Here is a 22,140-nt window from a genome sequence, read left to right on the forward strand (position 1 = left end):
CGGGTCGCGACTCGGGGGCATGTCCGTCCATAACGCAAAAATCGCGCCGTGCCCTGCCGGCACGGCGCGATTCATAGGTCCTGTCTGCGCCGGTTGGCGCGGGGACTACTTGAGTTCCGGAATGTCGGTGGTGTACGCGGCGAGCCACTTCTCCTGCAGGCTCTTAAGCGTGCCGTCCTTCTCCAGGGCGTTGACTGCGTCGGTGACCTTGGCGGTCAGCTTCGAGCCCTTCGGCAGCACGATGCCCATGCCCTGCGGGTCCTCGGAGCCCGGGATCTGGCCGATGACCTTGGCGTTCTTCACCTGGTTGGATTCCACGACGTTGACGGCGGTCGGGGTGTCGAACACGATGGCGTCGAGCTGGTTGGCGTCGAGCGCCTGGGCGAGCACGGCGTTGTCGTTGAAGGTCTGGATGTCGGACTTGATTTTGTCCTTGGCGAAGTCATAGCTGGTGGTGCCGACCATGGCGCCGATGGTGGCGTCCTTGAGGTCGGCGAGCGACGTGGCGGACGCGTACTTGGAGTCCTTGCGCACCACCACGGACTGGGTCGGGTTGTAGTAGCTGGGGGAGAAGTCCACGGCGTTCTTGCGCTCGTCGGTGATGGAGAACTGCTGGATGTTCAGGTCGAAGTCCTTGGAGCCCGGGGCGATGGCCGCGTCGAAGGTGGTGCGGGTCCACTTGACGTTGTCCTTCTTGAAACCGAGCTTGTCGGCGACGGCGTAGATCAGGGCCGCCTCATAGCCCTCGCCGGATTCCGGCTTGTTGTTGAGCACCCACGGGGTGTAGGCCGGCTCGCCGGTGGCCACGGTCAGCGTGCCCGGCGTGATGGTCTGCTGCGTGATGTCGTTCGAATCCGTGGCCGTCTCGGCCTTGTTGCCGCTGTTGCTGCTGCCGCATGCGGTGACGGCCACCAGCGACGCCACAGCGAGGGCTGCGGCCGCGGTGCGCTTGATGATGGTGAATGCGCTCATTGAAGGTACCTTCCTCTTTTCGGTGATGCGCCGTGCCAGGGCGCGACGACACTCGTGCCCCAGTGTATCCATCCCCTGTAACCAACGTGCAGGGGCGGTTATGGACGCTGGTTATAATGCGTTACCGCATGTCGGGGGCCTTGTCTGCACCGCTGGGCACGATCGACGTATGAGCAACATCACCATCGCCATTCAGTGCGCTCTGCCGAAGGAGGCAGCGCCCATCATCGCCGCGCTCGAAGGGGTGCGCCGTCATGACGAGTTCGGCGTCGAGGTCGCCGAGGGAACCTATCGCGGCGTCGGCACGGTGGTCTGCATCGGCGGCATGGGCACCGTGAGCGCCGGGGCGGCCACGCAGCTGATCATCGCCCGCTGCGAACCGAAGCTGCTGATCTTCAGCGGCATCGCCGGCGGGCTGAACCCGCGCCTTGGCGTCGGCGACATCGTGGTCGGCGCCGAGCTGCACTATCTGGAGACGAACACGCCGATCATCGCCGAATGCGCGCCGTATCTGGAATGGTTCCGTTCCGATGAGGGACTGGTCGTCGCCGCGGAACGCGCACTGGATCGTGGCGGGTACCGGCAGGTGCCTTCGCTCAGGCAGGACATGGATGATGACGGGGCGGACGGGCGGCACGCCCCGCGGCTGGGCGCCGGCCCCCGCTACGTGCGCGGCGTCGTCGCGACCAGCGACCAGTTCAACACGGACGCCGACGTGCTGCGCCACATCGTGGAGAGCGTGCACGCCGACTGCGAGGAGATGGAGGGCGCCGCAGCGGCCCATGTCAGCGCCAAGTGCGGCGTGCCGTTCCTGGCGATCCGCTCGATCAGCAACCGCTGCGGCGAATCCTACGAATCGCTGGACGGCCACGAGCATGACCTGGTCAACGCGGCCGACGCCGCGGCGACCGTCACGCTCGGCACGCTCGACGCGCTGATGGAGAACGGCACGCTTGCCGCGGCGCCTACTGCAGCGTGAATCCTTCGAAGGTGAACCCGGGGCTCACCACGCAGGAGACGAGCGCGTCGCCTGCGCCGGGCACCGTGCGCTGCCACACCCCGGCCGGCACGATGGCGTGACCGACCGGTGCGGCGGCACTCGGCGCGGCGCCCCGGCCGGCCTCATCCCCACCGCGCAGCCCCGTTCCCAGCACCACGGTCCGCCGCTGGCCCGCATCGGCCGCCGGCGCGTCCCCGCTGCCGCCCAGCTCCAGCGTGACGTTCGCCGGCCCGTGCCACAGCCAGATCTCGTCGGCATCGACCTTGTGCCATGCGCTGGCATCGCCGGCCGGCAGCAGGAAGTAGATCAACGACGCCAGAGGGCGGCCGCCGATGTTCCCGTCGATCGGCGACGCCCAGTCGCGCGTGTACCAGCCACCCTCGGGGTGCTCCTGCAACCCCAGAGAGGACACCACCGAACGGGCGTAGGGGCTCATGTCTTCCAGTGCGATGCTCATCGTGCTGCTCCTTGCTTGCGGTATGGGATTGCGATCGGATTGCGATATCGGATTGCGGTACGGGATCTGGCGGATCACCAGGCGCCGTCGTTGTAGACCTCGCGCCCCGAGATCACGGTGGCGCGGTTCGTGCCGGCGCCGTGGCGCACCAGCACCTCCAGCGTGTCCTCGATGCCGCGCGGCGTGGCCACGTAGACGGGGATGTCGAAGAACGCCAGATCGGCCATCGCGCCGGCGTTGATCTGGCCGATGCGGCCGGCGCCGACATGCAGGCCGAGCTCCTGCGCGCCGCCGAGCGTCATCATGCGGATCAGCCGGTGGGACAGGTCGTCGCCCTCGTAGCCCTGCTCGCGCGCCAGGTCGTAGAGCATGGCCACGTCGTCGAGCACGTCGAGGCTGGGCGAGCTGGACAGCGAGTCGGTGCCGACGGCCAGCAGGTTGCCCTCCTCCAGATAGTTGCGGACCGGGGCGTCGCGGCCGGTGACGGTGATGCGGTTCGACCGCGGGCACAGTGCCACGCCGACGCCGCGCTGGCGCAGGATGCGCCGGTCCTCCTTGTCTGCCCACACGCCGTGCGCGATGTGCACGTCCGGCCCGAGCGAGCCGAGCTGGTCGAGGAACTGGACTGCCGAGGCCCCCTTGCCCGACTCCCGCAGCTGCTGGTAGCTGGTCCAGTCGTCATTGCGCCAGTCGGCCGTCGAATAGGTGGACAGCGTGGTGTCGCGCTTGCCGGCCTCCATGGGGGTCTCCGCCAGATGGATGTGCAGGCGCATGTCGAGCTGGCGCGCGATGTCGGGCAGATCCACGAACGGCGCGGTCTCCAGCGTGTACGGGGCGTGCGGGCTGATGCCGATGCTCGGCAGGTCGGCCTCGCGCATGCGCCCGAGATGGCCGACCAGATTGCGGATGCCCGCGCTGTGCCAGGCCTCGTTGCTCCAGTCCATCACCTCCCAGTAGGCCACGCCGTGCATGCCCTGCGAGGCCAGCGCCGTGGCCGCCTCGGGGTCGGTGACGATGTCGGCCGCGGCCGTCGTGCCGTTTTCGACCATCATGCGCGCGCCGGTCTCGGCGGAGGCCTTCCACGCCCCCTCTTCCGCGCCGATGCGCCGGTACACCTGGTCGAACGCCAGCTCCCAGTCGTGGAAGTTGGCATAGCCGCCCTGCCCGACCTGCGCCATGGTGGTGTACTGCAGGTGCGTGTGCGCGTTGATGAGGCCGGGCGTGATGACGCCGTGCCAATGGCGTTCGTCGATGCGCCCGTGCGGTGCCAGATCCTGCTTGAGGGTGTCAAGCACCCACCGCCGCGTGCCGACGTGGACCACACGGCTGCCGGAGACCGCGATCGCGCCGTCCATGATCACCGGTCCGGTCACGGGGATGATCAGCGGGGCGCTGTACAGGGTGACCGACTCCAGCGGCGCCGGATGGGCCGCCGCGTACAACGGGTCGAAGGAATCGTCGGACATCATGCCTCCTGTGCATGGTCGGGGCCGGTCTGGCCGCCGGATGCCCGGTCGGCGGGCGGCTGGTCGGTTCCGGCGCTGTCGGCGAAACGGGTGAGCGTCCAGTCGTAGCCGTTGTCGGGCTCGGCGGAACTTGCGGCGAATCCGCGTACGGCGAGGGCCGCGGCGGCGATGCGACGGTCGGATGCGGCGCCCAGCCGCATGAGACCGGGCGCGGTCTCGTCGCGATGCGTGAGCAGCCAGGCCACGGCGCTCGCCTGCACGGCGAAGCTCAGGTCCATGATCTCGATGGGATTGCCGCCGCCAGCGGTGTAGTTGACGCCGTCGCCCTCAGCGAGGAGCGTGAGGGTCGGGCCATCGGGGATCGCGATGTCGCGTCGGCAGCATTCGGCCACGTGGCGGAACCCGGGGATGTCGTCCAGCGCGATCTCATTGGCGATGCCGCCGATCACGGACAGCACCGCGCCCGTGCGCATGCGGCGCATGTGCCGCATCGTGACGGTGTGCCGCACGCCGGTCGCCGAAACGACCATGTCGGCGTTCTCGAGCGAGTCGTCGATGCTCCGCGCCGCGAACCCGTCGAACACGGCCTGCAGCGCGGCGACCGGGTCGGTGTCGCAGACCGTGACCCGCGCGCCGAGCGCGCGCACGCGCAACGCGAACCCCCGTCCGACCGGGCCGTAGCCGATCACCGTGACCCGGCTGCCAGCGAACGCCTTGGCTCCGAGAATGCCCTGCATGGTGGTCACGCAGCTTTCGCCGGTACCGTGCGCGTTGTCGAAGCCGGTTTTGAGCACGCTGTCGTTGACCGCGACGACCGGGAAGGGCAGTCGGCCGGCATCCTGCATGGCCTGGAACGCGCGCACGCCGCTGGTGGTCTCCTCGCACACGCCGATCAGATCGCCGAGCAGTTGAGGGCGTTCCGCGGCGGCCAGACGGGAGAAGCTGGCGCCATCGTCGATGATGATGTGCGGGCGGATCTCGTCGAGCAGGCGCAGCGCGCCCTGATGGGCCTGCTCGGGCGTCCATTCGGCGTCGGCCTCGACGGCGATGCCTTCGGCACGCAGCTGGTCGGCGACGCGCCGGTCGGTCTCGGCCGGGTCGCAGAACACGCCGACCGTCGCTCCGGCGCGGCGCAGCGCGCGCAGCAATACGGCGGTCTTCGGCTCCAGCACCAGGCATACGGCGATGCGCACGTTCCGGAAATCGGCGTCACGGCACAGTTCTCCCATAAGCGTGCGCAATACCGGCATATGCCGTTCGGCATGGGCGATCGCCTCGGCGCCGGTCCAGTCGCGGGCATCGGGCGTGCGGCTGAGCGGGGCGGACGCGTCGACGGCGAACGGGGCATCGTCGGCCGTCGGGACCGGGACGGCGGCCGTTGCGGCCGTATCGCCGGCATCGGCGATGCCGACCGGCCGCGGGGCCGTCCCGACGATCATGCCCCACTGCTGCGCCGCGTCCGCGAACCGGTCATCGGGCGCCCCCGACAGGCCGGTCCCGGCCAGCGACCGGTTCGTGCGCTGCGAATATTCCATCGCCCATTCGGCGAAACGCGAATCGGTCATGCGCGTGTACTCCTTGCCCTCCGTGCGCTCGTATGCATTCATCATGCCACGTCACGGCGCTCCTGTCAGCTTCCGCCGGCCGCGCCCCCGCCGCGCCCCGCCGCGATGCCGCAGTCAGACCACCTTGAGCGCGGACAGGGCGTCCCGCAGCGTGCCGACCTCGACGATCGTCAGCCCGGCGATGGCGATCCGCTTGCGCGACACGGGCGCCACGGCCGTCGTGAAGCCCAGGCGGGCCGCCTCGCGCAGGCGGTATTCCAGCCGGGGGACCGGGCGCACCTGGCCGGTCAGCGAGATCTCCCCGACCGCGCAGGTCGTGCGCGCGATCGGCTTGGATTTCGCGGCGCTCGCCAGCGCGGCGACGATCGCCAGATCGCAGGCCGGCTCCTTCGCCAGGCCGCCGGCGATCGTGGATACATACAGATCGTTCGCCAGCAGGTTGACCTTGCCGTGCCGGTACAGCACGGCGGTCAGCATCGCGATGCGATTCGAATCCACGCCGTTGACCGCGCGGCGAGGCGTCGGCAGCACCGAGGCGGTGACCAGCGACTGCACCTCGATCGGCAGGCTGCGGTGGCCGTCCAGCGTGAAGGTGACGCAGGTGCCCTCGACCGGCGTCTCGCCGGCGGACAGGAACAGGCCGGAGGGGTCCGACACCTCTTCGATGCCCTCGCCGCTCATGTCGAAGCATCCGACCTCGTCGGTCGGGCCGAAGCGGTTCTTCACCGCGCGCAGCATGCGCAGCGCGGTCTCCGGGTCGCCCTCGAACTGGCAGACCACGTCCACCAGATGCTCGAGCGTGCGCGGGCCGGCGATCGAGCCGTCCTTGGTCACATGGCCCACCAGCAGCACGGGGACGTCCAGGGATTTCGCCGTGTCGATCAGTGCGCTCGCCACCTCGCGCACCTGCGTGGACCCGCCGGAGATGCCGTCGACGTCCTGCGACACGATGGTCTGCGCGGAGTCGACGATGGCCAGCGCCGGCCGCTCCTGCTCGATCAGCCCCAGCACGGTGGCCAGATCGGTGGTCGAGGCGAGCAGCAGGTTGCCCTCGACTGCGTTGATGCGCGTGGCGCGCAGCCGCACCTGCGCTGCCGATTCCTCGCCGGAGATGTACAGCACCTTGCCGCCGGCGGCGGCTTGGGCGCGCGCGATGTTGCCGGCGGTCTCCAGCAGCAGCGTCGACTTGCCGATGCCCGGCTCGCCGGCGATCAGCACCACGGACCCGGGCACGATGCCGCCGCCGAGCACCCGGTCGAATTCGCCGAAGCCGGTTGGCATGCGCGTCACCGTATCGGTGTCGATCTGCGTGATGGGCCTGGCGCTGTGGCGGGCGGAGACCGTGCCGGCCGTCGTGCGCGCGGTACGGCCCGGGGCCGCCGTGCGCGACGACGCCGCGGCCGGGCGCGCCTCATGGAATTCCTCGATGGTGCCCCACTGCCCGCATTCGGGGCAGCGGCCATACCATTTCGGGCCGTTCCAACCGCATTCGGAACACAGGTACTGTACGGACGACTTAGCCATGACAGCGACGCTATCGAGCTTTCGGGACAACGGTGCGCGGGCGGTGCGCGAGTAGCGCGCGAGAGGGAGCGCGGGCGGTGCGCGGGCGGGTTACGAGTCAGGTGGATGTGAGAGAATCGGCATCATGTCGAATACGCAAATAGCCTCATCATCCCATGGCAAGCTGATCGCCGTTGTGGTCGCCGCGGCGCTGGTCGTCATCCTGGCGCTGCTCTCCGCCTTCGTATGGCCGGGGTGGGCGATGAACAAGACGGTGGACGGCGGCGGTTCCGCCACGCAGTCGCAGCAGCAGTCGTCCAAGACCGAGAAGGAGCCGACGACGCCGAGCATCGATGCCGTGGCGCTGCCGGACGGCGCCTCCGAGCTGCTCAAGGCGATGCCGGATACGGTGTTGAACTATGCGCGCACGAAGGCCGACTCCACCAACGCGTGGGATGCGGCGTCGCCGCTGGAGCAGTACACGCTCACCTATTCCACCGGCGACGAGGCCAAGGACGTGACGCTCACCGTCGCGCAGTGGTCCACCGCCGACAGCGCGAAGAACCAGTATGATGCGCTGTCCGGCGCGCTCACCGGCCAGGAGCTCGGTTCGGGCAGCGTCAAGGTCTCCGGCAACGCGACCGGCAGCTACGTGGCCAAGACGGATGCCAACGACGAGAAGAAGGCCATCGCGGTGTGGCAGAACGACACCGTGGTGTTCCAGGCGACGGGCGCGAAGGCCGCCGTGCAGCGGTTCTATCAGGAGTTTCCGCTGTAAGGTGACGGGTTGATCCGTCCGGGCATGCCCGGTGGTCGTCCGGTTTGCCGGGAATTTTCAGGATTCTCGGAACGCCGGTTCCGTTCGTCCCAGAATGCGTGTACTATTGGGCAAGTTGCAATCTTAACGATTATTTAGGAACGGAGGCTGAGATGGGTTCGGTCATCAAGAAGCGCCGCAAGCGGATGAGCAAGAAGAAGCACCGCAAACTGCTGCGTAAGACTCGCCACCAGCGCAAGTAGTCTTTCGCTCGTTTCGAGCAGTATGGATCCCCGTGAACCTGGGTTTCGACCTCGGTTCGCGGGGATTTTTCGTATGTCGGCCAGGTGTGCGCAGGTTCGGGCATATGCGGTCCATAGCAGTGCGCGAAGTGCACGTTGCATGGAGTGTCGGGGGAGGCTGACGGCGTAGCCGGCTGGGTGCGACTGGTGCCGTCGGACCACCCTCAGTCTCGCTTTCGCGAGCCAGCTCCCGCCGGCGGGAGCGTGAGTCGGGAGTCTTGCCGGCGTGCTGCCCCATAGAACGATGATGGCGCCGTACCCCGTGCTGGGTACGACGCCATCATCCGGTGGATTCGCCTATTCGTCGCCGGCCTTGGCCGTCGGGCGGATCCTACTTGTTGCCGTTGGTCATGACGCGCGGGCCGTTCGGGTCGCCGACGATGACCTTGTCGACCATGTTGAGGAACAGGCCGTGCTCCACCACGCCGACCGTGGTGATGAGGTCCTCGGCGAGATCCTCCGGGTGGTCGATGCGCTCGAGGTGCAGGTCGACCACGTAGTTGTTCTCGTCGGTGCGCACCGGCTTGCCCTCGGCGTCGAGGCGCAGCACCGGCTTGTAGCCCTTGGCCTCGAACTTCTTGATGACGTGGCCGGCGCCGAACGGGATGACCTCGACCGGCAGCGGGAACTTGCCGATGGTGTCGACGACCTTGGACTCGTCCACGATCCACACAATGCGGTTGGAGTTGGTGGCCACGATCTTCTCCCACAGCAGCGCGGCGCCGCCGCCCTTGATGCCGTTGAAGTTCTTGTCGACCTCGTCGGCGCCGTCGATGGTCACGTCGATGTGATCCACGTCGTCGACGTCAACGATCTTGATGCCGTAGCCCTCGGCCTGCTCCTGCGTGCGGCGGGAGGTGGTGACGCCGGTGAACTGCAGTCCTTCCTCCTTGACGCGGCGGCCAAGCTCGTCGACGAGGAAGCGCACGGTCGAGCCCGTGCCCAGTCCGGCGATCATGCCGTCGGTGATCAGCTTGGCGGCTTCGATGCCGGCCGCCTTCTTCAGTGCATCCTGCTGTGCCTTGTCCATAATGCTCCTTAGACGGAAGTGTCGCTTCGCGAGGAAGGCGCGAAGCCCATATCCTATACTATCCGATTTGTTCCTTGATGTGACATTGAGTCATGTTATTGGTCTGATATGTAAGCTTTACGAGGGTATTCATCCGCTCGATCAGTCTTATACCGACCCCACGCATTGTTTCATGTGATGTTTCACGGCTGTTCTCGGGTGGTTGCAGGCGTTTGTTGGCGTTCGCTGGGTGCTTGTTGCTGGGCGCTTGCGGGGCGTTCACGAGTGCCGTATGGCGAACGGCACCTGTTCGAGCGTGATGGTGCCATCCCCGTCGACGTACCCCTCCACGGCGATGAGTCCGCGGATCAGCCGCGGCGTGCCGTCGTACGTCGGGCTGGAGGACGGCGGCGGCGAGAATCGCAGCGTGCCCGACACCGTCAGGCCGGATGGCTGCACGGTCGGTCGCGTGGCCGGGTTTGCGGCCGGTTGCATTGTCTGCACCGGTTGCGGTGTCGATGTCGTCGACTGGGATGCGGACGGGGTCGTGGCTTGGTCCCCGTTGCCGGAGCCGAAGTCGTCTGCGGGGGCGTCGATGGATCCGCCGTCGTGCTTGTCGGCGTCGGAAGACAGGGAAGCCGTGCTCTCGGACGATCCGGAGGCGCGGCCGTCGCCGGTGTCGTCGGCAGATGTGGCGGGAGAATCGAGCGGACCGCTCTTGTCTGCGGCGTCATCCGCGCCGGCGGCGCCCGCCGTGTATCCGCCCAGGTCCTGAGGCACGCCTTCGGGTTCGGACAGCACGTCGGCCAGCGACCGCGAGCCGGGTCGCGCTCCGGAGCTCCCGCGTGCGGGGGCGGTCGGGCCGGCGGGATTCGACCCGTCCGGCGTGGGGGAGCCGTCCGAGGATTCACCGCGCCCAAGATGGTATTCCACGGCCGAAATGTGGCCATCCATCAGCATCTGAGCGTCGGCCGGCACGTCGGTGCCCTTCGAGTATTCGGAGGCGAGCAGCGACTCCCACCCCTCCTTGGGCAGGTAGCCGTCCCGTGCGCCGGAGCGGCAGTCGCACGCATAGGTGCGTGCCAGCTCGTCGACCTTCTCGTTGCCGGCGTTGCCGGCATGGCCCTTGACCCATACGAATTTCACCGAGCCGGCGCGGCGGCTCAGCTCGGCGTCGATCGCCTTGATCAGCGCGGCGTTCTTGACCGGCTTCTTCTGCGAGTTCTTCCAGCCGTTCTTCTTCCAGCCATGGACCCACTTCGTGGAACAGTTGATCGCATACTGCGAATCGGTTTCGATGATCAGCGGTTCGGTTCCCGGGTGCGCCCGCAGAGCCTCCAGCACCGCGCATAACTCGCCGATCTGGTTCGTGCCGTTCGTGGCGCCGCCCGCGTCGCAGTCGCCCGGGTGCTCATGGCCGGGCCTACCTCCGGCGTGGGGGGCGTGGTCGGCCCAGGCCCAGCCCATCGGGCCATTCGGATTGCCTAGGGCGCTTCCGTCGGTGGATACGGTGATGGTCATGCTTGGCTCGCTTTCTGGTCAATCCGAGTGGCCCCTTCGCGGGCGCTGGTGGTGCGCCCGCTCACCTCGCCTACGGTCGGTCCGCTGGACCGCCCGTTTGACGGCTCGGCATTCGGATTGCCCAGGGCGCTTCCGTCGGTGGATACGGTGATGGTCATGCTTGGCTCGCTTTCTGGTCAATCCGAGTGGCCCCTTCGCGGGCGCTGGTGGCGCGCCCGCTCACCTCGCCTACGGTCGGTCCGCCGGACCGCCCGTTTGACGGCTCGGCATTCGGATTGCCCAGTGTCCTGCGTCGTTCATTCGTTTAGTAATTCTGGCTCCCCTCTCTGAGGGGAGCTGTCGGCGTAGCCGACTGAGGGGAGTGCGCACGAATCGGCTTGATTCAGGCGTTCTTCGGGAATGCCCCCTCAGGCCGCTGCACGGCTAGCTCCCCTTCAGGGAGGGGAGCCAAATATAGTACACGAACTTATGGCGCGGGGCATTAGGTCACTGCCGTCAGTTGATGCCATAATCGTCATGTTCTCCACTCTAGTGGTGTATTCGTGGAATCGATCATTCGAGCCCCCGCTGAACGGACGATGCGGTGGATCGTTCGTTCAGCGGTGCACGAAGCGCACGTCGTATTGTAGTCGTATGTAACAATCAGGGGCTGTCGGCGAAGCCGACTGGGGGGCCGGTGGTATCGAACCGCCCATCCTCGGTCTCGCTCCGCGATCCGTAGGGTCTGGCGGCGGGAACGTGCCAAAAATCGATTCCGCAAATGCATTGAGGAGCGTAACGGCCCATATCAATAGGCCGTCACGCCCCTCAACACGACGCAAGCGCCGGCGTTGTCAGTCGGCGATCGGATTCGGCCGGGGCTCGAATCCCGTGCGCTCGCGAATCACCCGAACCGCATGGTCGTCACGTTCGGCGAAGGTCTTGTCGTCGAGCATGACGACACGGTCCGCATACGGGGAATCGTGCAGCACGCGCATCAGCGTCTCGTGGAACTTGTAACGGTCGGATGCCCACTGCATGGCACGGAACCCGTCGTCCACATACTCGGTGACCGGCGGGATCACCAATACCAGATCGGGGCGCTCCTGCTCGATCACCATGTCGAAGGTGCTGTCCAGCTTGGCGGCTTCCTCGGGCGGCAGATAGCGCTCGACATAGGTCTTGGTGACCATGGCGTCCGTGTCGAGGAACACGATGCCGTTGTTCGCGCTGGAGGCCAGCGCCTGCTCGTTCTGGCCGAATTTGCTCAGGATCAGCCGCTGGTAGTCGAATGCGGTCAGTTCGTCGTCGTCAACGTTGTAGCTCTCCTCGAACTCGCGCGCGTATTCGACGGCGATCGGGGCATCGTACAGCTTGGACAGCCGGGTGACCATGGTGGTCTTGCCGACGGATGCGCTGCCGACGACGAGCACGATGGTCGTGAACTCGCGGCGGAACGCGTGGTTGATCACCGGCCAGAACGCGCGGTTGTGCGGATCGGCGCATATCGATTCCTGCAGGGCGTCCGAGCCGTTGATGAACGGGCCGACGCTCCAGCGCGGATTGTCGTCCGCGGGGGAGTCCCATTGCGCGCGCAGCGCCGTGTCGGCGTCGCGCAGATCGGTCTCCACCGTGAACCGGGCTTCGGCCGCGGCGTCGGCGGACACCGCGGCGATCACGGTGTCCTGCAGTTGCGTGGCCCATGCGCGCGGGTCGTCCGCCACGCCTGCGTCCACGATGAGCTTGTGCGGCGAAATCGCCGGATCGTCGTTGAATGCCTCGCGCAGATAGCGATAGCGGTTGCGCGCGCTCAGGCCGGTCAGTCCGCTATCCGTATCCGGGCGGTCGGCCAGCACGAGAATCACGCCGTCGTATACGGAGGCGAGATCGTAGATGCGCTGTTCCAGTCCGGCGTGCAGCGGCGAGAACCGGCTGACGACCACGGCGAAGCGCGATCCGGTGAGTGGGGCGGTGGACAGGTTGCAGCTTGGCATATCAGGCCTTCGCCGCCGCGACGGAGGTGTTCGAGGCGTCCGACTGGGACTGCTTGGACGCCGCCTCGGAGATCACGTTGTCCTTGTGGAACCACACCCAGGTGCCGTAGAAGCCGTTGACGAGCATGACGACCTGCAGCACGAACATCGACATGGCGCCCGGGCCGCCGGCGGCGAGCTGGTTCCACCAGATCACGACCTTGATCACGTCGAGCAGCAGCCATGCGATCCACTGGGAACGGTAGCCGTAGATCATCAGCACCTGGCCGATGATGCCCAGCGGCAGCAGCGTGCCGTCGAGCCAGATCTGCACGCCGCCGGTCGCGTGCGACGTGAACACGACGATCAGGTACACGGCGACGGTGAACACGACGGCGAGCAGCGCCTGCCACCAGGTGATGTTGCGGGCCTTGACCTCTTCGGTCTTGCTGGAGTCGGCGTTCTTCTGGCGGTCCAGCTGGCGCTGCCAGACGTAGACGCCCACGAACTGCATGATCACGTAGAAGATCTGGGAGAAGATGTCGCCGACCAGGTGGTTCATCACCGCGACCCACAGCCAGGTGGCGCAGCCGAGGAAGCCCCACAGGTAGTTCGTCAGGCGGCCGCGGTCGACGAGAATCAGGTTGAATACGATGCAGATGCCGGAGATCAGGCCGATCCAGTCCGCCGCGCCGTACGATCCGGCGAAGACGAAGGAGATGATCTGCGCGAGCAGCATCACCGCGATCAGCGCGAACTCGCCCGCCTTGAAGTCGAGCAGCTCCTGCATCACGCGCTTGGGATTGACGGCGTTCCTCACGCCATTCATCAGGTCATTCATCATGTGGTCCTTTCTTGACCGCGGCGGTGGCGCCGCGACGACGGTGCGTGTTCGGGAGTGCCATGATGTTCCCCGAACGCTTCCGCTAAAAGTATACCTACATATAGTCATTATGACTATTACTGTTTCGCCTGATGGGCCGAAGGCGCCGAACGCCCCGCCGTTCCGCCCGTTGTCGGGCGTGCGGAGCGGCGGGGCGCGGGGTGTTCCCTGGGTGTCTACCTAGGCGAACAGGTCGTTCAGGGCCTCGGCCATGGTCGGGTGCGTGAAGATCATGTCGCGCAGGGTTCCGGCGGTCGCGCCGGTATCCATGGCGAGTTTGACGATGTTGATCACCTCGTGCGATTCGGCGGCGAACAGCATCGCGCCGAGAATCCGGTCGGTGCCGTTCTCGATGATCGCCTTCATCAATCCTTCGGTCCGGCGCATCACTTGCGCCTTCGGCACGGCCGCGACCGGCAGCTTCCTGACGGTGTAGTCCAGCCCGGCGGCCTTCGCCTCGCGCTCGTTGAGGCCGACGCGCGAGTAGGGCGTGTGCAGGAAGGTGCTCGAGGGCACGTTCCTGCGGTCCTTCACCGTATACGGGCGGGGCGAGCCGTTGAACTGCGAGAGCACCACCCGGTAGTCGTCCAGGGAGATGTACGTGTGCTGCGGGCCGCCGTTCACGTCGCCCAGGGCCCATATGCCGTCCGCCGTGGTGCGCAGCAGCTCGTCGACCTTCACCGCGCCTCGCTCCGTCAGCTCCACGCCGGCGGCCTGCAGGTTCAGATCGCGCACGTTCGGCACGCGGCCGGTGGCCACCAGCACCGCGTCGGTGGTGATGCACAGCCGCGCCTCGGCGCCGCCGTCGGTCTCGTCCTCGTCGTCTTGGTCCGAAATGACGCAGCAGGGGCACTGCGGGGCGTTCTCCGGCCTGGGCTTCACGGTGACGGACATGCGCACGCCGCCTTCGGGTGCCGGCGCGACGGCGGTGGTGCTGGCATTGAACAGGAATTTGACGCCTTGGCGCTCGAGGCTCTCGCGGATCGCGGCGGCGATATCCTCGTCCTCGCGCGGCAGGAATTCGTCGTTATGCTGCAGCACCGTGACGGCGGCGCCGAAATCGGCGAACATCGAGGCGAATTCGAGGCCGATGAACCCGGAGCCGATGATCACCAGCCGTTGCGGGATTTCGTCGAGATCCATCAGCCCGGTGCTGGTGTAGACGCCGGGCGTGGTGCCGATGCCGGGGATGTCCGGGATGCGGGGCGTGGCGCCCGTGTTGATGAAGATCTTCGCCGCCTCCACGGTGACGACGCCTTCGGCGGTGCTCACCTCCACGGTGTGTTTGCCGGCGAAGCGCGCCTTGCCGGTGAGCACGGTGATGTTGTCCTGATCGGCGAGCTTGTGGTAGTTCTTGCCGCGCAGCATCGAGGTGACGCGTCGCTTCTCGGCGATGGCGTTCTTGAATGCGAGCTCGCGGGTCTCTCCGGTCAGGGACTCGCCGGTGCGGTGCGCCTGCTCGGCGCTGAGGATCAGTGATTTCGACGGCAGGCATCCGATGTTGATGCAGGTGCCGCCGTACATATCGGGGCTGGCTTCGGCGACGACGACCTTCTGGCCCGCCGCCGAGAGCTTGCCGGCGAGGGTTTTGCCGCCCTTGCCGAATCCGATGATCATGGCGTCCGCGGTGATGGTGGTTGGCGTGCTGCTCATGGTGGTTCCTTCGTGTTGGTCATGCCGCGGTCGGCGGCGTTGCGGTGGTTGGTGGGGTTGCAATGGGTGGGGTTGTGGTTGGTGGGGTTGTGGTTGGTGGGGTGAAGATCGTGTCGGTTGTCGGTGTGCCGTCCGGGGCGGGCTCCGCCGCGGGCTTCTGGCCATCGCCGTGGTTGAAGATCCAGCTGGTGATGTCGTGGACGGTGATGCGCTCCAGCTGGGTGAGGCAGGATTCGTTCAGCGAGGCGTAGATGCCGTCCATCACCGCGCCCATGGAGGACGACACGAGGCAGTCCTCGTGGATGTCCCCCGGGGTCCAGTTGACGTCCACGAATGTGGCGCCGGCCGCCTCGGCCACATCGCGCAGCGTGATCGCTTCGGCCGGCTTGGCCAGGGCGTAGCCGCCCTCCGGGCCTTCCTTGGTGAAGACGAGCCCGGCGGCAGCCAGGGGGCGCATCGCCTTGCGCACGCGCGCCGCATTGGTGCAGATGTTGTCGGCAAGGATCTGGCTGGGCAGGTTCGTCGCGCGATGGTCCAGATAGACCAGTGCGTGCACCGCCAGCGAGTAGTCGCCGTTCATGATTCCTCCTTGCCGTTTGGATTCTGTAATCGGTTTGTTTACAGTTTTGATACTGTAATCATAACAGATGCAGTTTTGTTGTCAAATGCCGGGATTGCATTGCGCCTACGGCCTTTTTTTGCTTGGCTCTGGCAGGCCGATTTTTCGGCATATTAGGCATATTATGCTCCCGGTGGAAAGGCTGGATCGGTGGAAAGGCTGGATCGGCGAAGCCGGCTGGGGCGGAGATCGGCGGGACGTCTTTGTGAGGGTCTGTGCGTGTTGCTCTTCGATGACGGTGCTGGGCGGGGAAGGGCATCGGCCCTCTAGTTGATGTGCCCCGCTGGGATGGTGCTCAGCGGGGCGTGGTCGTGAGTGGTTGTGCGTTGTCCTTCGATGATGGTGCTGGGCGGGTAAGAGCGCTGACCTCGTAGCTGATATGCCTCGCTGAGGTGGCGGTCATCGGGGTGTGACTGCATGAGACTGTGCGTTGTCCTTCGGAAATGGGCTTTGTGCGGGGAAGGGCATCGGGCCTGTAGACGGTGTACATCGCTGGAGTGATGTTCGGCGGGGCGTGGTCGTGAGTGGTTGTGCGTTGTCCTTCGATGATTGGTTTTGTGCGGGGAGGGCCATCGGGCCTGTAGGCGGTGTGCGTCGTTGAGATGGTCCTTAGCGGGGTGTGGGCATGAGGGTCTGTGCGGTGTTCTTCGACGGCGGTGCTTGGCGGGGAAAGGTGCTGATCCTGTAGCTGATGTGCTTCGCTGGGATGGTGCTCAGCGGGGCGTGGATGTGAGAGGCTGTGCGTTGTCCTTCGATGATTGGTTTTGTGCGGGGAGGGTCATCGGGCCTGTAGACGGTGTGCGTCGTTGAGATGGTCCTTAGCGGGGTGTGGTCGTGAGAGGCTGTGCGTTGTTCTTCGGTGGTGGGCTTTGTGCGGGGGAGGGCATTGATCCTGTAGGAGGTGTATCCCGCTGAGGTGGTGCTTGACGGGGCATGGGTGTGGGTGGCTATGCGTTGTTCCTCGATAGCGATGCTGAGCGGGGGGAGAACGTCGGTCCTGTAGGTGGCATGCCTTGCTGGGGTGATGCTTAGCGGGGCGTCGTCATGAGTGGTTGTGCGTTGTTCTTCGATGGGGGTTTGTGCGGGGAAGGGTGTTGATCCTGTAGTCGATATGCTTTGCTGGGGCGGTGCTCAGCGGGGTGTGGGTGTGGGTGGCTATGCGTTGTTCCTCGCTGTCGGCGCTGAGTGGGGGAATACGTCGATCCTCTGAGTGATATGTTCCGCCGGAAGAGCTCTGAGAGGAGCGTTCCCTCGGGACCTTAGCGGTTTTTCCTCGCTGGGGTGGTTTTGCCTCGCTGGAGTGAATGAGCGAGCGAATGAACGAATGAGCGGGATCATGCGGCGGGTTCCGCCGCCATAAACGACAACGGCGGTGGGTTCCGCGCGGACCGTCATGTCCGCGCGGAACCCACCGCAGTATGCGATTTCAACCGGTTATCGGCTGTGGCGATTCGCCCGTGGCGAGGTCACTCGCCCAGAGCGATCACTCGCCCAAGGCCTTGTCCACGACCTCGGTGGCCTCGTCGAGCACCTTGTCCAGCGCCTCGGGGGAGACGAAGGACTCGGCGTACACCTTGTAGATGTTCTCGGTGCCGGAGGGGCGGGCCGCGAACCAGTTGTCCTTGGTGGTGACCTTCAGGCCGCCGATCTTGGCGTGGTTGCCCGGCGCCTCGGTCAGCTTGGCGGTGATGTCCTCGCCGGCCAGGGTCGACGCGGTCACGTCGTCGCCGGACAGCGCGGCGAACTTGGCCTTCTGCTCCAGCGTGGTCGGGGTGTCGACGCGCTTGTACCAGCTCTCGCCGAAGCGCTCGACCTGCTCCTGATGCAGCTGGGCTGGGTTCTTGCCGGTCTTGGCGGTGATCTCGGCGGCCAGCAGGTCGGGGATCAGTCCGTCCTTGTCGGTGGTCCACACGCGGCCGTCCTTGCGCAGGAAGCTCATGCCGGAGCTCTCCTCGCCGCCGAACGCGACCTCGCCGCTGAACAGCGGGTCGACGAACCACTTGAAGCCCACCGGGACCTCGATGACCTTCGCGTTGATCGACGCGGCCACGCGGTCGATCAGGGAGGAGGAGACCAGCGTCTTGCCCACGGCCGCGCCCTCGGGCCAGCCCGGGCGGTTGCCGCCGAACAGGTACTCCACGCACACGGCGATGTAGTGGTTCGGGTTCATCACGCCCCAGTTCGGGCAGACGATGCCGTGGCGGTCGGCGTCCGGGTCGGTGCCGCCGACCAGATCGTACTTGTCCCAAGCGCCGCCGTTGAGCTCGTCGACCAGGCCCTTCATCGCGTACGGGGAGGACGGATCCATGCGGATCTTGCCGTCGTGGTCGATGGTCATGAAGCGCCAGGTCGGGTCGACCTCGGGGCGCACCACGCCGATGGACAGGCCGTACTTCTCGTTGATCAGCGGCCAGTAGTTCACGGACGCGCCGCCCAGCGGGTCGATGCCCAGACGCACGCCGGAGTTGCGGATCGCGTCGAAGTCGATGACGTTCTCCAGATCGTCGACGTAGTGCTCGCGGAAGTCGAAGCCCTCGACGTACTCGGACTTGACGGCCTCCTCGTAGGGCACGCGCTTGACGTTCTTGTAGTCGGCCAGCAGCTCGTTGGCGCGGGCGGCGATGGCGTTGGTGGTCTCGGCCGGGGCGGGGCCGCCGGTGACGGGATCGTACTTGAAGCCGCCGTCGGTGGGCGGGTTGTGCGACGGGGTGACGACGATGCCGTCGGCGAGGCCCTCGCCGGTGAAGCGCTGCGTGCCGTCGGCCGCGCGGTTGTGGGTCAGGATCGCCTGGGAGACGACCGGGGTCGGCACGAAGTCGCCGCGCGAGTCGATGCGCACGTGCACGCCGTTGGCGACGAGCACCTCGATGGCGGTCTTCTTGGCCGGCTCGCTCAGCGCGTGGGTGTCGGAGCCGAGGTACAGCGGGCCGGTGACGCCGGCCTTCTTGCGGTATTCGGCGATGGCCTGCGTGATGGCGACGATGTGGGCCTCGTTGAACGAGGTCTTCAGGGACGATCCGCGGTGGCCGGAGGTGCCGAAAATGACGCGCTGTTCGGGAACGGACGGATCGGGGACGAGGTCATAGTATTTGCCGATGACTTCGTCGACGTTGATCAGATCAGCTGGGGTGGCGGGCATGCCCGCATTGTTTGCTACCATGCCTCTATTCTGCCACGATTTTCCCGATACGTATGCAGCTTTATGTTAAATATTGTCGCTTTTTGTGCGAATGGTGTGTCGTTGTGGAACGAGACTCGCCGTATTTGTCGGTCTTGGGCGATTGGTCTATACTGCACATGAACTTCTACTTTTGCAGGGTTGCAAGTCAATGAGACGCAAGACCTGAGATGTGGCATAGCCATATCTCAGGTCTTTTTTGTTGTTCGGCGCCCTGCGAAGACGGAGGGCAACGGAGGAACACAGGAACCAAGGAAGGAATCCCAGATGGCAGCATCAACCGCATCGCAGATCATCGATGCCGTCGGTGGCGCGGGCAACGTCACCAGCCTGACCCACTGCGCCACACGACTGCGCTTCGAGCTCGTCGACGCCGGCAAGGTGGACCAGCACCGCCTCGAGACGATGAAGGGCGTGCTCGGCGCGGTCCCGCAGTCCGGCAACCGCTACCAGGTCGTCATAGGCGGCGCGGTCGCCTCCATGTACGAGGAGATCATGCACCTGCCGCAGATGGCGAGCATGGGCGGCGCGGCGGCGTCCAAGGAGTCCGGCTCCGGCGCGATGTCGAACGCCGACGTCAAGGCCGCGGCCCGCGCCAAGGGGCGCGGCAAGGTCGCCTGGCTCGACTCGTTCTTCGAGTACCTCGCCGACTCGTTCCGCCCGATCCTGGGCGTGCTGCTCGGCGCGTCGATCATCATCGCGCTGGTCAACCTCTTCATCTCGCTCGGCGTGATCGCCAACGACGAGGCGAACACCTCCCTGATGTTCATCAAGGCCATCTGGAAGGGCGTGTTCTACTTCCTGCCGATCATGGTCGCCTACAACGCGTCGAAGAAGCTCAAGGTCGACCCGTGGCTCGGCGGCTCGATCATGGCCATGCTCATGACGCCGCAGTTCGCCGCGCTGTCCGACGCCAAGACGTGGGGCGACGCCGTTCATTGCGTCGAGAACGCCACGCTGGGCACCACCGACTGCACCGCCACCGTGTTCGGGCTGCCGATGCAGCTGTCGGACTATTCCGGCAACGTGTTCGTGCCGCTGATGATGGCCGCCGTGCTGGCGCTCGTCTACCACGGCCTGAAGAAGATCATCCCCGACAGTGTGCAGCTGGTGTTCGTGCCGTTCTTCTCCATGATCATCGTCGGCGCGCTCACCGCCTTCATCATCGGCCCGCTCGGCGTGTGGGTCGGCAACGGCCTTGGCGTCATCCTCGCGTGGATGAACTCGTACGCGCCGTTCGTCTTCGCCATCGCGATCCCGCTGCTCTACCCGTTCCTCGTGCCGCTTGGTCTGCACTGGCCGCTCAACGCCCTCATGCTCATGAACATCCAGTCGATGGGCTACGACTTCATCCAGGGCCCGATGGGCGTATGGAACTTCGCCTGCTTCGGCGCCACCGCCGGCGTGCTGTTCATCTCCATCCGCGACAAGGACAAGGAGATGCGCCAGACCTCGATCGGCGCGCTTGCGGCCGGCCTGCTCGGCGGCGTGTCCGAACCGTCCCTGTACGGCATCCATCTGCGCTACAAGCTGGTCTACAAGCGCATGCTCATCGGCTGCGGCGTCGGCGGCGTCGTCATCGCCGTGCTCGGCTGGCTGTTCCCGTCCGTCGTGGCGTCCGGCGAATCCGTGCGCGGCGTGACCACCACCGCGTTCGCGTTCACCTCGCTGCTCACCGTGCCGGTGTTCGACCGCATGTGGGTGTACGGCATCTCCATCGCCGTCTCGTTCGCCGTCTCCATGGCCCTGATCGTCATGCTCGACTACCGCACCCCCGAGCAGAAGGCCGAGGTGCTGGCCCGTGTCGCGCAGGAGGAGGCCGATCGCAAGCTTGAGGCCGCCGCCGGGTCCGGGTCGGCCGAGACTCCGGCCGCCGTCTCCGAGGCCGCGGCGCCCGCCGGCTCCCCGGCTGCCGTGCCGGACGACGCTCCGGCTGCTCCGGCCACGCCGGCCGAACCCGCCGAACCGGCCGAATCGACGGTGAACGCCCCGGTCGCCGGCCATGTGATCTCGCTGGACGAGACCGGCGACCCGGTCTTCGCGTCCCGCGCGCTCGGCGAGGGCGTCGGCATCCAGCCGACCGACTCCACCGTGGTCGCCCCGGTGTCCGGCGTGCTGCAGACCGTCGCGGAAACCGGGCACGCCTTCGGCATCACCACCGATGACGGCGTCGAGGTGCTCGTGCACGTCGGCATCGACACGGTCAAGCTCAACGGCGAGGGATTCACCGTCGCGGTCAAGGCAAACCAGCGTGTCAACGCCGGTGACACGCTGGCGACCGTGGATTTTGATAAGGTCAGGGAAGCGGGATACAGCACCACGACGCTGATGACGGTGCTCAATACCGCCGCTCTGGCTGGCGTCACCCCACGGACGGGCGTCGATGTCGCCGCGGGCGACCCGGTGCTCGACATCCAGCACTGAGCCGAAAGGGATCTGGCAAGGGGGGCGTCATGGAAGTGCTTCGCGTATTCAACAACAACGTCGTGCTCGCCTCGGACGGCACGCGCGAAGTGATCGTCACCGGTCGAGGGCTGGGCTTCAAGGCCCGGCCCGGCCAGCAGGTCGATGACGCGAAGGTCGTACGCATATTCGTCCCCTCGGATGGCCGTGATCCCGACCATATGGCGGAATTGCTCGCCGGCATTCCGCCCGAGATCATCCGTCTGGTGGCCGATGCCATGACCCGCGTCGGGCTGGAGGCGCAAGCCGAATCACAGCCAACGCTGGTCATGGCGCTGGCCGACCACATCACCGGCGCCGTGCGCCGGCTGAAGGACGGCACGGCGATCGAGTATCCGCTGCAGGTGGAGGTGCAGTCGCTGTACGCGCAGGAATATGCGCAGGCCGAGCGGCTGATCGCCGAGCTCAACAGGAATCTGAACGGCATCCTGCCCGCCAACGAGGCGGTCGCGCTCGCCATGCATCTGGTCAACGCCGGGTTCTCCACCGGCGACCTGTCCTATACCTACCGCATGACGGGCGTCATCCAGCAGATGCTCGCCGTCATTGAGCAGACCTACGGCGTCACGCTGGACCAGCACAGCGTGAACGTCGGGCGGTTCATCACGCATCTGCGGTATCTGTTCGTGCGCATCAGCCAGAACAAGCAGCTCGACCACGAACCGGAACCGATCATCGCATCCATCCGCCAGTCCTTTCCCCAGGCAATGTCCTGCGCCACGACCATTGCCGACGTGGTGCGGATCCGGCTGGGGTCGCCGTTGACCGAGGACGAGATCGCCTATCTGGCGCTGCATGTGTCGCGCGTCGTTTCGGACGCCTGAGCGCCCGGAAGCGCCC

At 66.3% G+C, this 22,140-nt stretch carries 16 protein-coding genes and 1 pseudogene; 5 read left to right on the top strand and 12 right to left on the bottom strand.

All coding sequences use genetic code 11. From position 1 onward, the window contains the following. Positions 1-105 precede the first annotated feature (105 nt). A complete protein-coding gene (locus BBSC_RS02725; RefSeq protein ID WP_033516475.1) occupies positions 106-972 on the bottom strand; it encodes an ABC transporter substrate-binding protein in 867 nt (288 codons plus the stop codon). Positions 973-1,141: 169 nt separating this feature from the next. Here BBSC_RS02725 and BBSC_RS02730 point away from each other — a divergent pair, with 169 nt between their 5' ends. Then, positions 1,142-1,951 (top strand): 5'-methylthioadenosine/S-adenosylhomocysteine nucleosidase, encoded by an 810-nt coding sequence (locus tag BBSC_RS02730; RefSeq protein ID WP_046725967.1) that lies wholly within the window; start codon positions 1,142-1,144, stop codon positions 1,949-1,951. Here the strand turns inward: BBSC_RS02730 and BBSC_RS02735 are convergent. From BBSC_RS02735 to radA, 4 genes are all read right to left on the bottom strand, one after another. Beyond that, positions 1,938-2,429, bottom strand: coding sequence for a cupin domain-containing protein (locus BBSC_RS02735; RefSeq protein WP_033516472.1), 492 nt, complete (start codon positions 2,427-2,429; stop codon positions 1,938-1,940). The genes BBSC_RS02730 and BBSC_RS02735 overlap by 14 nt on opposite strands. 74 nt (positions 2,430-2,503) lie before the next feature. Beyond that, a complete protein-coding gene (locus BBSC_RS02740) occupies positions 2,504-3,895 on the bottom strand; it encodes an amidohydrolase family protein (protein ID WP_033516470.1) in 1,392 nt (463 codons plus the stop codon). Beyond that, positions 3,895-5,460, bottom strand: a complete 1,566-nt coding sequence (locus BBSC_RS02745; RefSeq protein WP_046725978.1) for an adenosylhomocysteinase — start codon at positions 5,458-5,460, stop codon at positions 3,895-3,897. Before BBSC_RS02745 ends, BBSC_RS02740 begins: the two co-directional genes overlap by 1 nt. A 114-nt stretch (positions 5,461-5,574) precedes the next feature. Then, positions 5,575-6,984 carry a DNA repair protein RadA gene (radA, locus tag BBSC_RS02750; protein WP_033516468.1) on the bottom strand — a complete coding sequence of 470 codons (1,410 nt, stop codon included), beginning with the start codon at positions 6,982-6,984 and terminating at the stop codon, positions 5,575-5,577. Between the two features lie 124 nt (positions 6,985-7,108). Between radA and BBSC_RS02755 the strand changes: the two genes are divergently transcribed. Next, complete coding sequence (locus BBSC_RS02755; RefSeq protein ID WP_033516466.1) at positions 7,109-7,741, top strand: hypothetical protein; 633 nt, start codon at positions 7,109-7,111, stop codon at positions 7,739-7,741. Between the two features lie 152 nt (positions 7,742-7,893). Then, positions 7,894-7,983, top strand: a complete 90-nt coding sequence (locus tag BBSC_RS13165; protein ID WP_004268639.1) for a 30S ribosomal protein bS22 — start codon at positions 7,894-7,896, stop codon at positions 7,981-7,983. Between the two features lie 370 nt (positions 7,984-8,353). On the opposite strand, the gene rpiA is transcribed toward BBSC_RS13165, so the two are convergent. The 7 genes and pseudogenes from rpiA to pgm form a co-directional block, all read right to left on the bottom strand. Next, on the bottom strand, positions 8,354-9,052 hold the full coding sequence (gene rpiA / locus BBSC_RS02760) for a ribose-5-phosphate isomerase RpiA (protein ID WP_033516464.1): 699 nt from the start codon (positions 9,050-9,052) through the stop codon (positions 8,354-8,356). Between the two features lie 258 nt (positions 9,053-9,310). After that, complete coding sequence (locus BBSC_RS02765; RefSeq protein WP_033516462.1) at positions 9,311-10,552, bottom strand: ribonuclease H family protein; 1,242 nt, start codon at positions 10,550-10,552, stop codon at positions 9,311-9,313. 833 nt (positions 10,553-11,385) lie between these two features. Beyond that, the gene (locus BBSC_RS12755; protein WP_052109226.1) at positions 11,386-12,525 is read right to left on the bottom strand and encodes an AAA family ATPase; all 1,140 of its coding nucleotides are present in this window, start codon (positions 12,523-12,525) and stop codon (positions 11,386-11,388) included. A gap of 1 nt (position 12,526) precedes the next feature. Then, the gene (gene pnuC, locus BBSC_RS02775; protein ID WP_231648946.1) at positions 12,527-13,348 is read right to left on the bottom strand and encodes a nicotinamide riboside transporter PnuC; all 822 of its coding nucleotides are present in this window, start codon (positions 13,346-13,348) and stop codon (positions 12,527-12,529) included. Positions 13,349-13,567: 219 nt separating this feature from the next. Continuing rightward, positions 13,568-15,040, bottom strand: coding sequence for an FAD-dependent oxidoreductase (locus BBSC_RS02780; RefSeq protein WP_033516460.1), 1,473 nt, complete (start codon positions 15,038-15,040; stop codon positions 13,568-13,570). Between the two features lie 160 nt (positions 15,041-15,200). After that, positions 15,201-15,620 (bottom strand): annotated as a pseudogene (locus BBSC_RS02785) (RrF2 family transcriptional regulator); the annotation flags it as partial. A gap of 1,522 nt (positions 15,621-17,142) precedes the next feature. Beyond that, entirely contained in the window at positions 17,143-18,819 is a 1,677-nt protein-coding gene (pgm, locus tag BBSC_RS02790) for a phosphoglucomutase (alpha-D-glucose-1,6-bisphosphate-dependent) (protein WP_033516458.1), read from the bottom strand. Between the two features lie 285 nt (positions 18,820-19,104). Between pgm and BBSC_RS02795 the strand changes: the two genes are divergently transcribed. Together BBSC_RS02795 and BBSC_RS02800 are read left to right on the top strand one after the other, a co-directional pair. Further along, positions 19,105-21,261, top strand: coding sequence for a glucose PTS transporter subunit IIA (locus tag BBSC_RS02795; RefSeq protein WP_033516456.1), 2,157 nt, complete (start codon positions 19,105-19,107; stop codon positions 21,259-21,261). 29 nt (positions 21,262-21,290) lie between these two features. Continuing rightward, the gene (locus tag BBSC_RS02800) at positions 21,291-22,124 is read left to right on the top strand and encodes a PRD domain-containing protein (RefSeq protein ID WP_033516454.1); all 834 of its coding nucleotides are present in this window, start codon (positions 21,291-21,293) and stop codon (positions 22,122-22,124) included. Positions 22,125-22,140: the final 16 nt, after the last annotated feature.

Origin of the sequence: Bifidobacterium scardovii JCM 12489 = DSM 13734 (assembly GCF_001042635.1) — a bacterium.
GTDB lineage: Bacteria > Actinomycetota > Actinomycetes > Actinomycetales > Bifidobacteriaceae > Bifidobacterium > Bifidobacterium scardovii.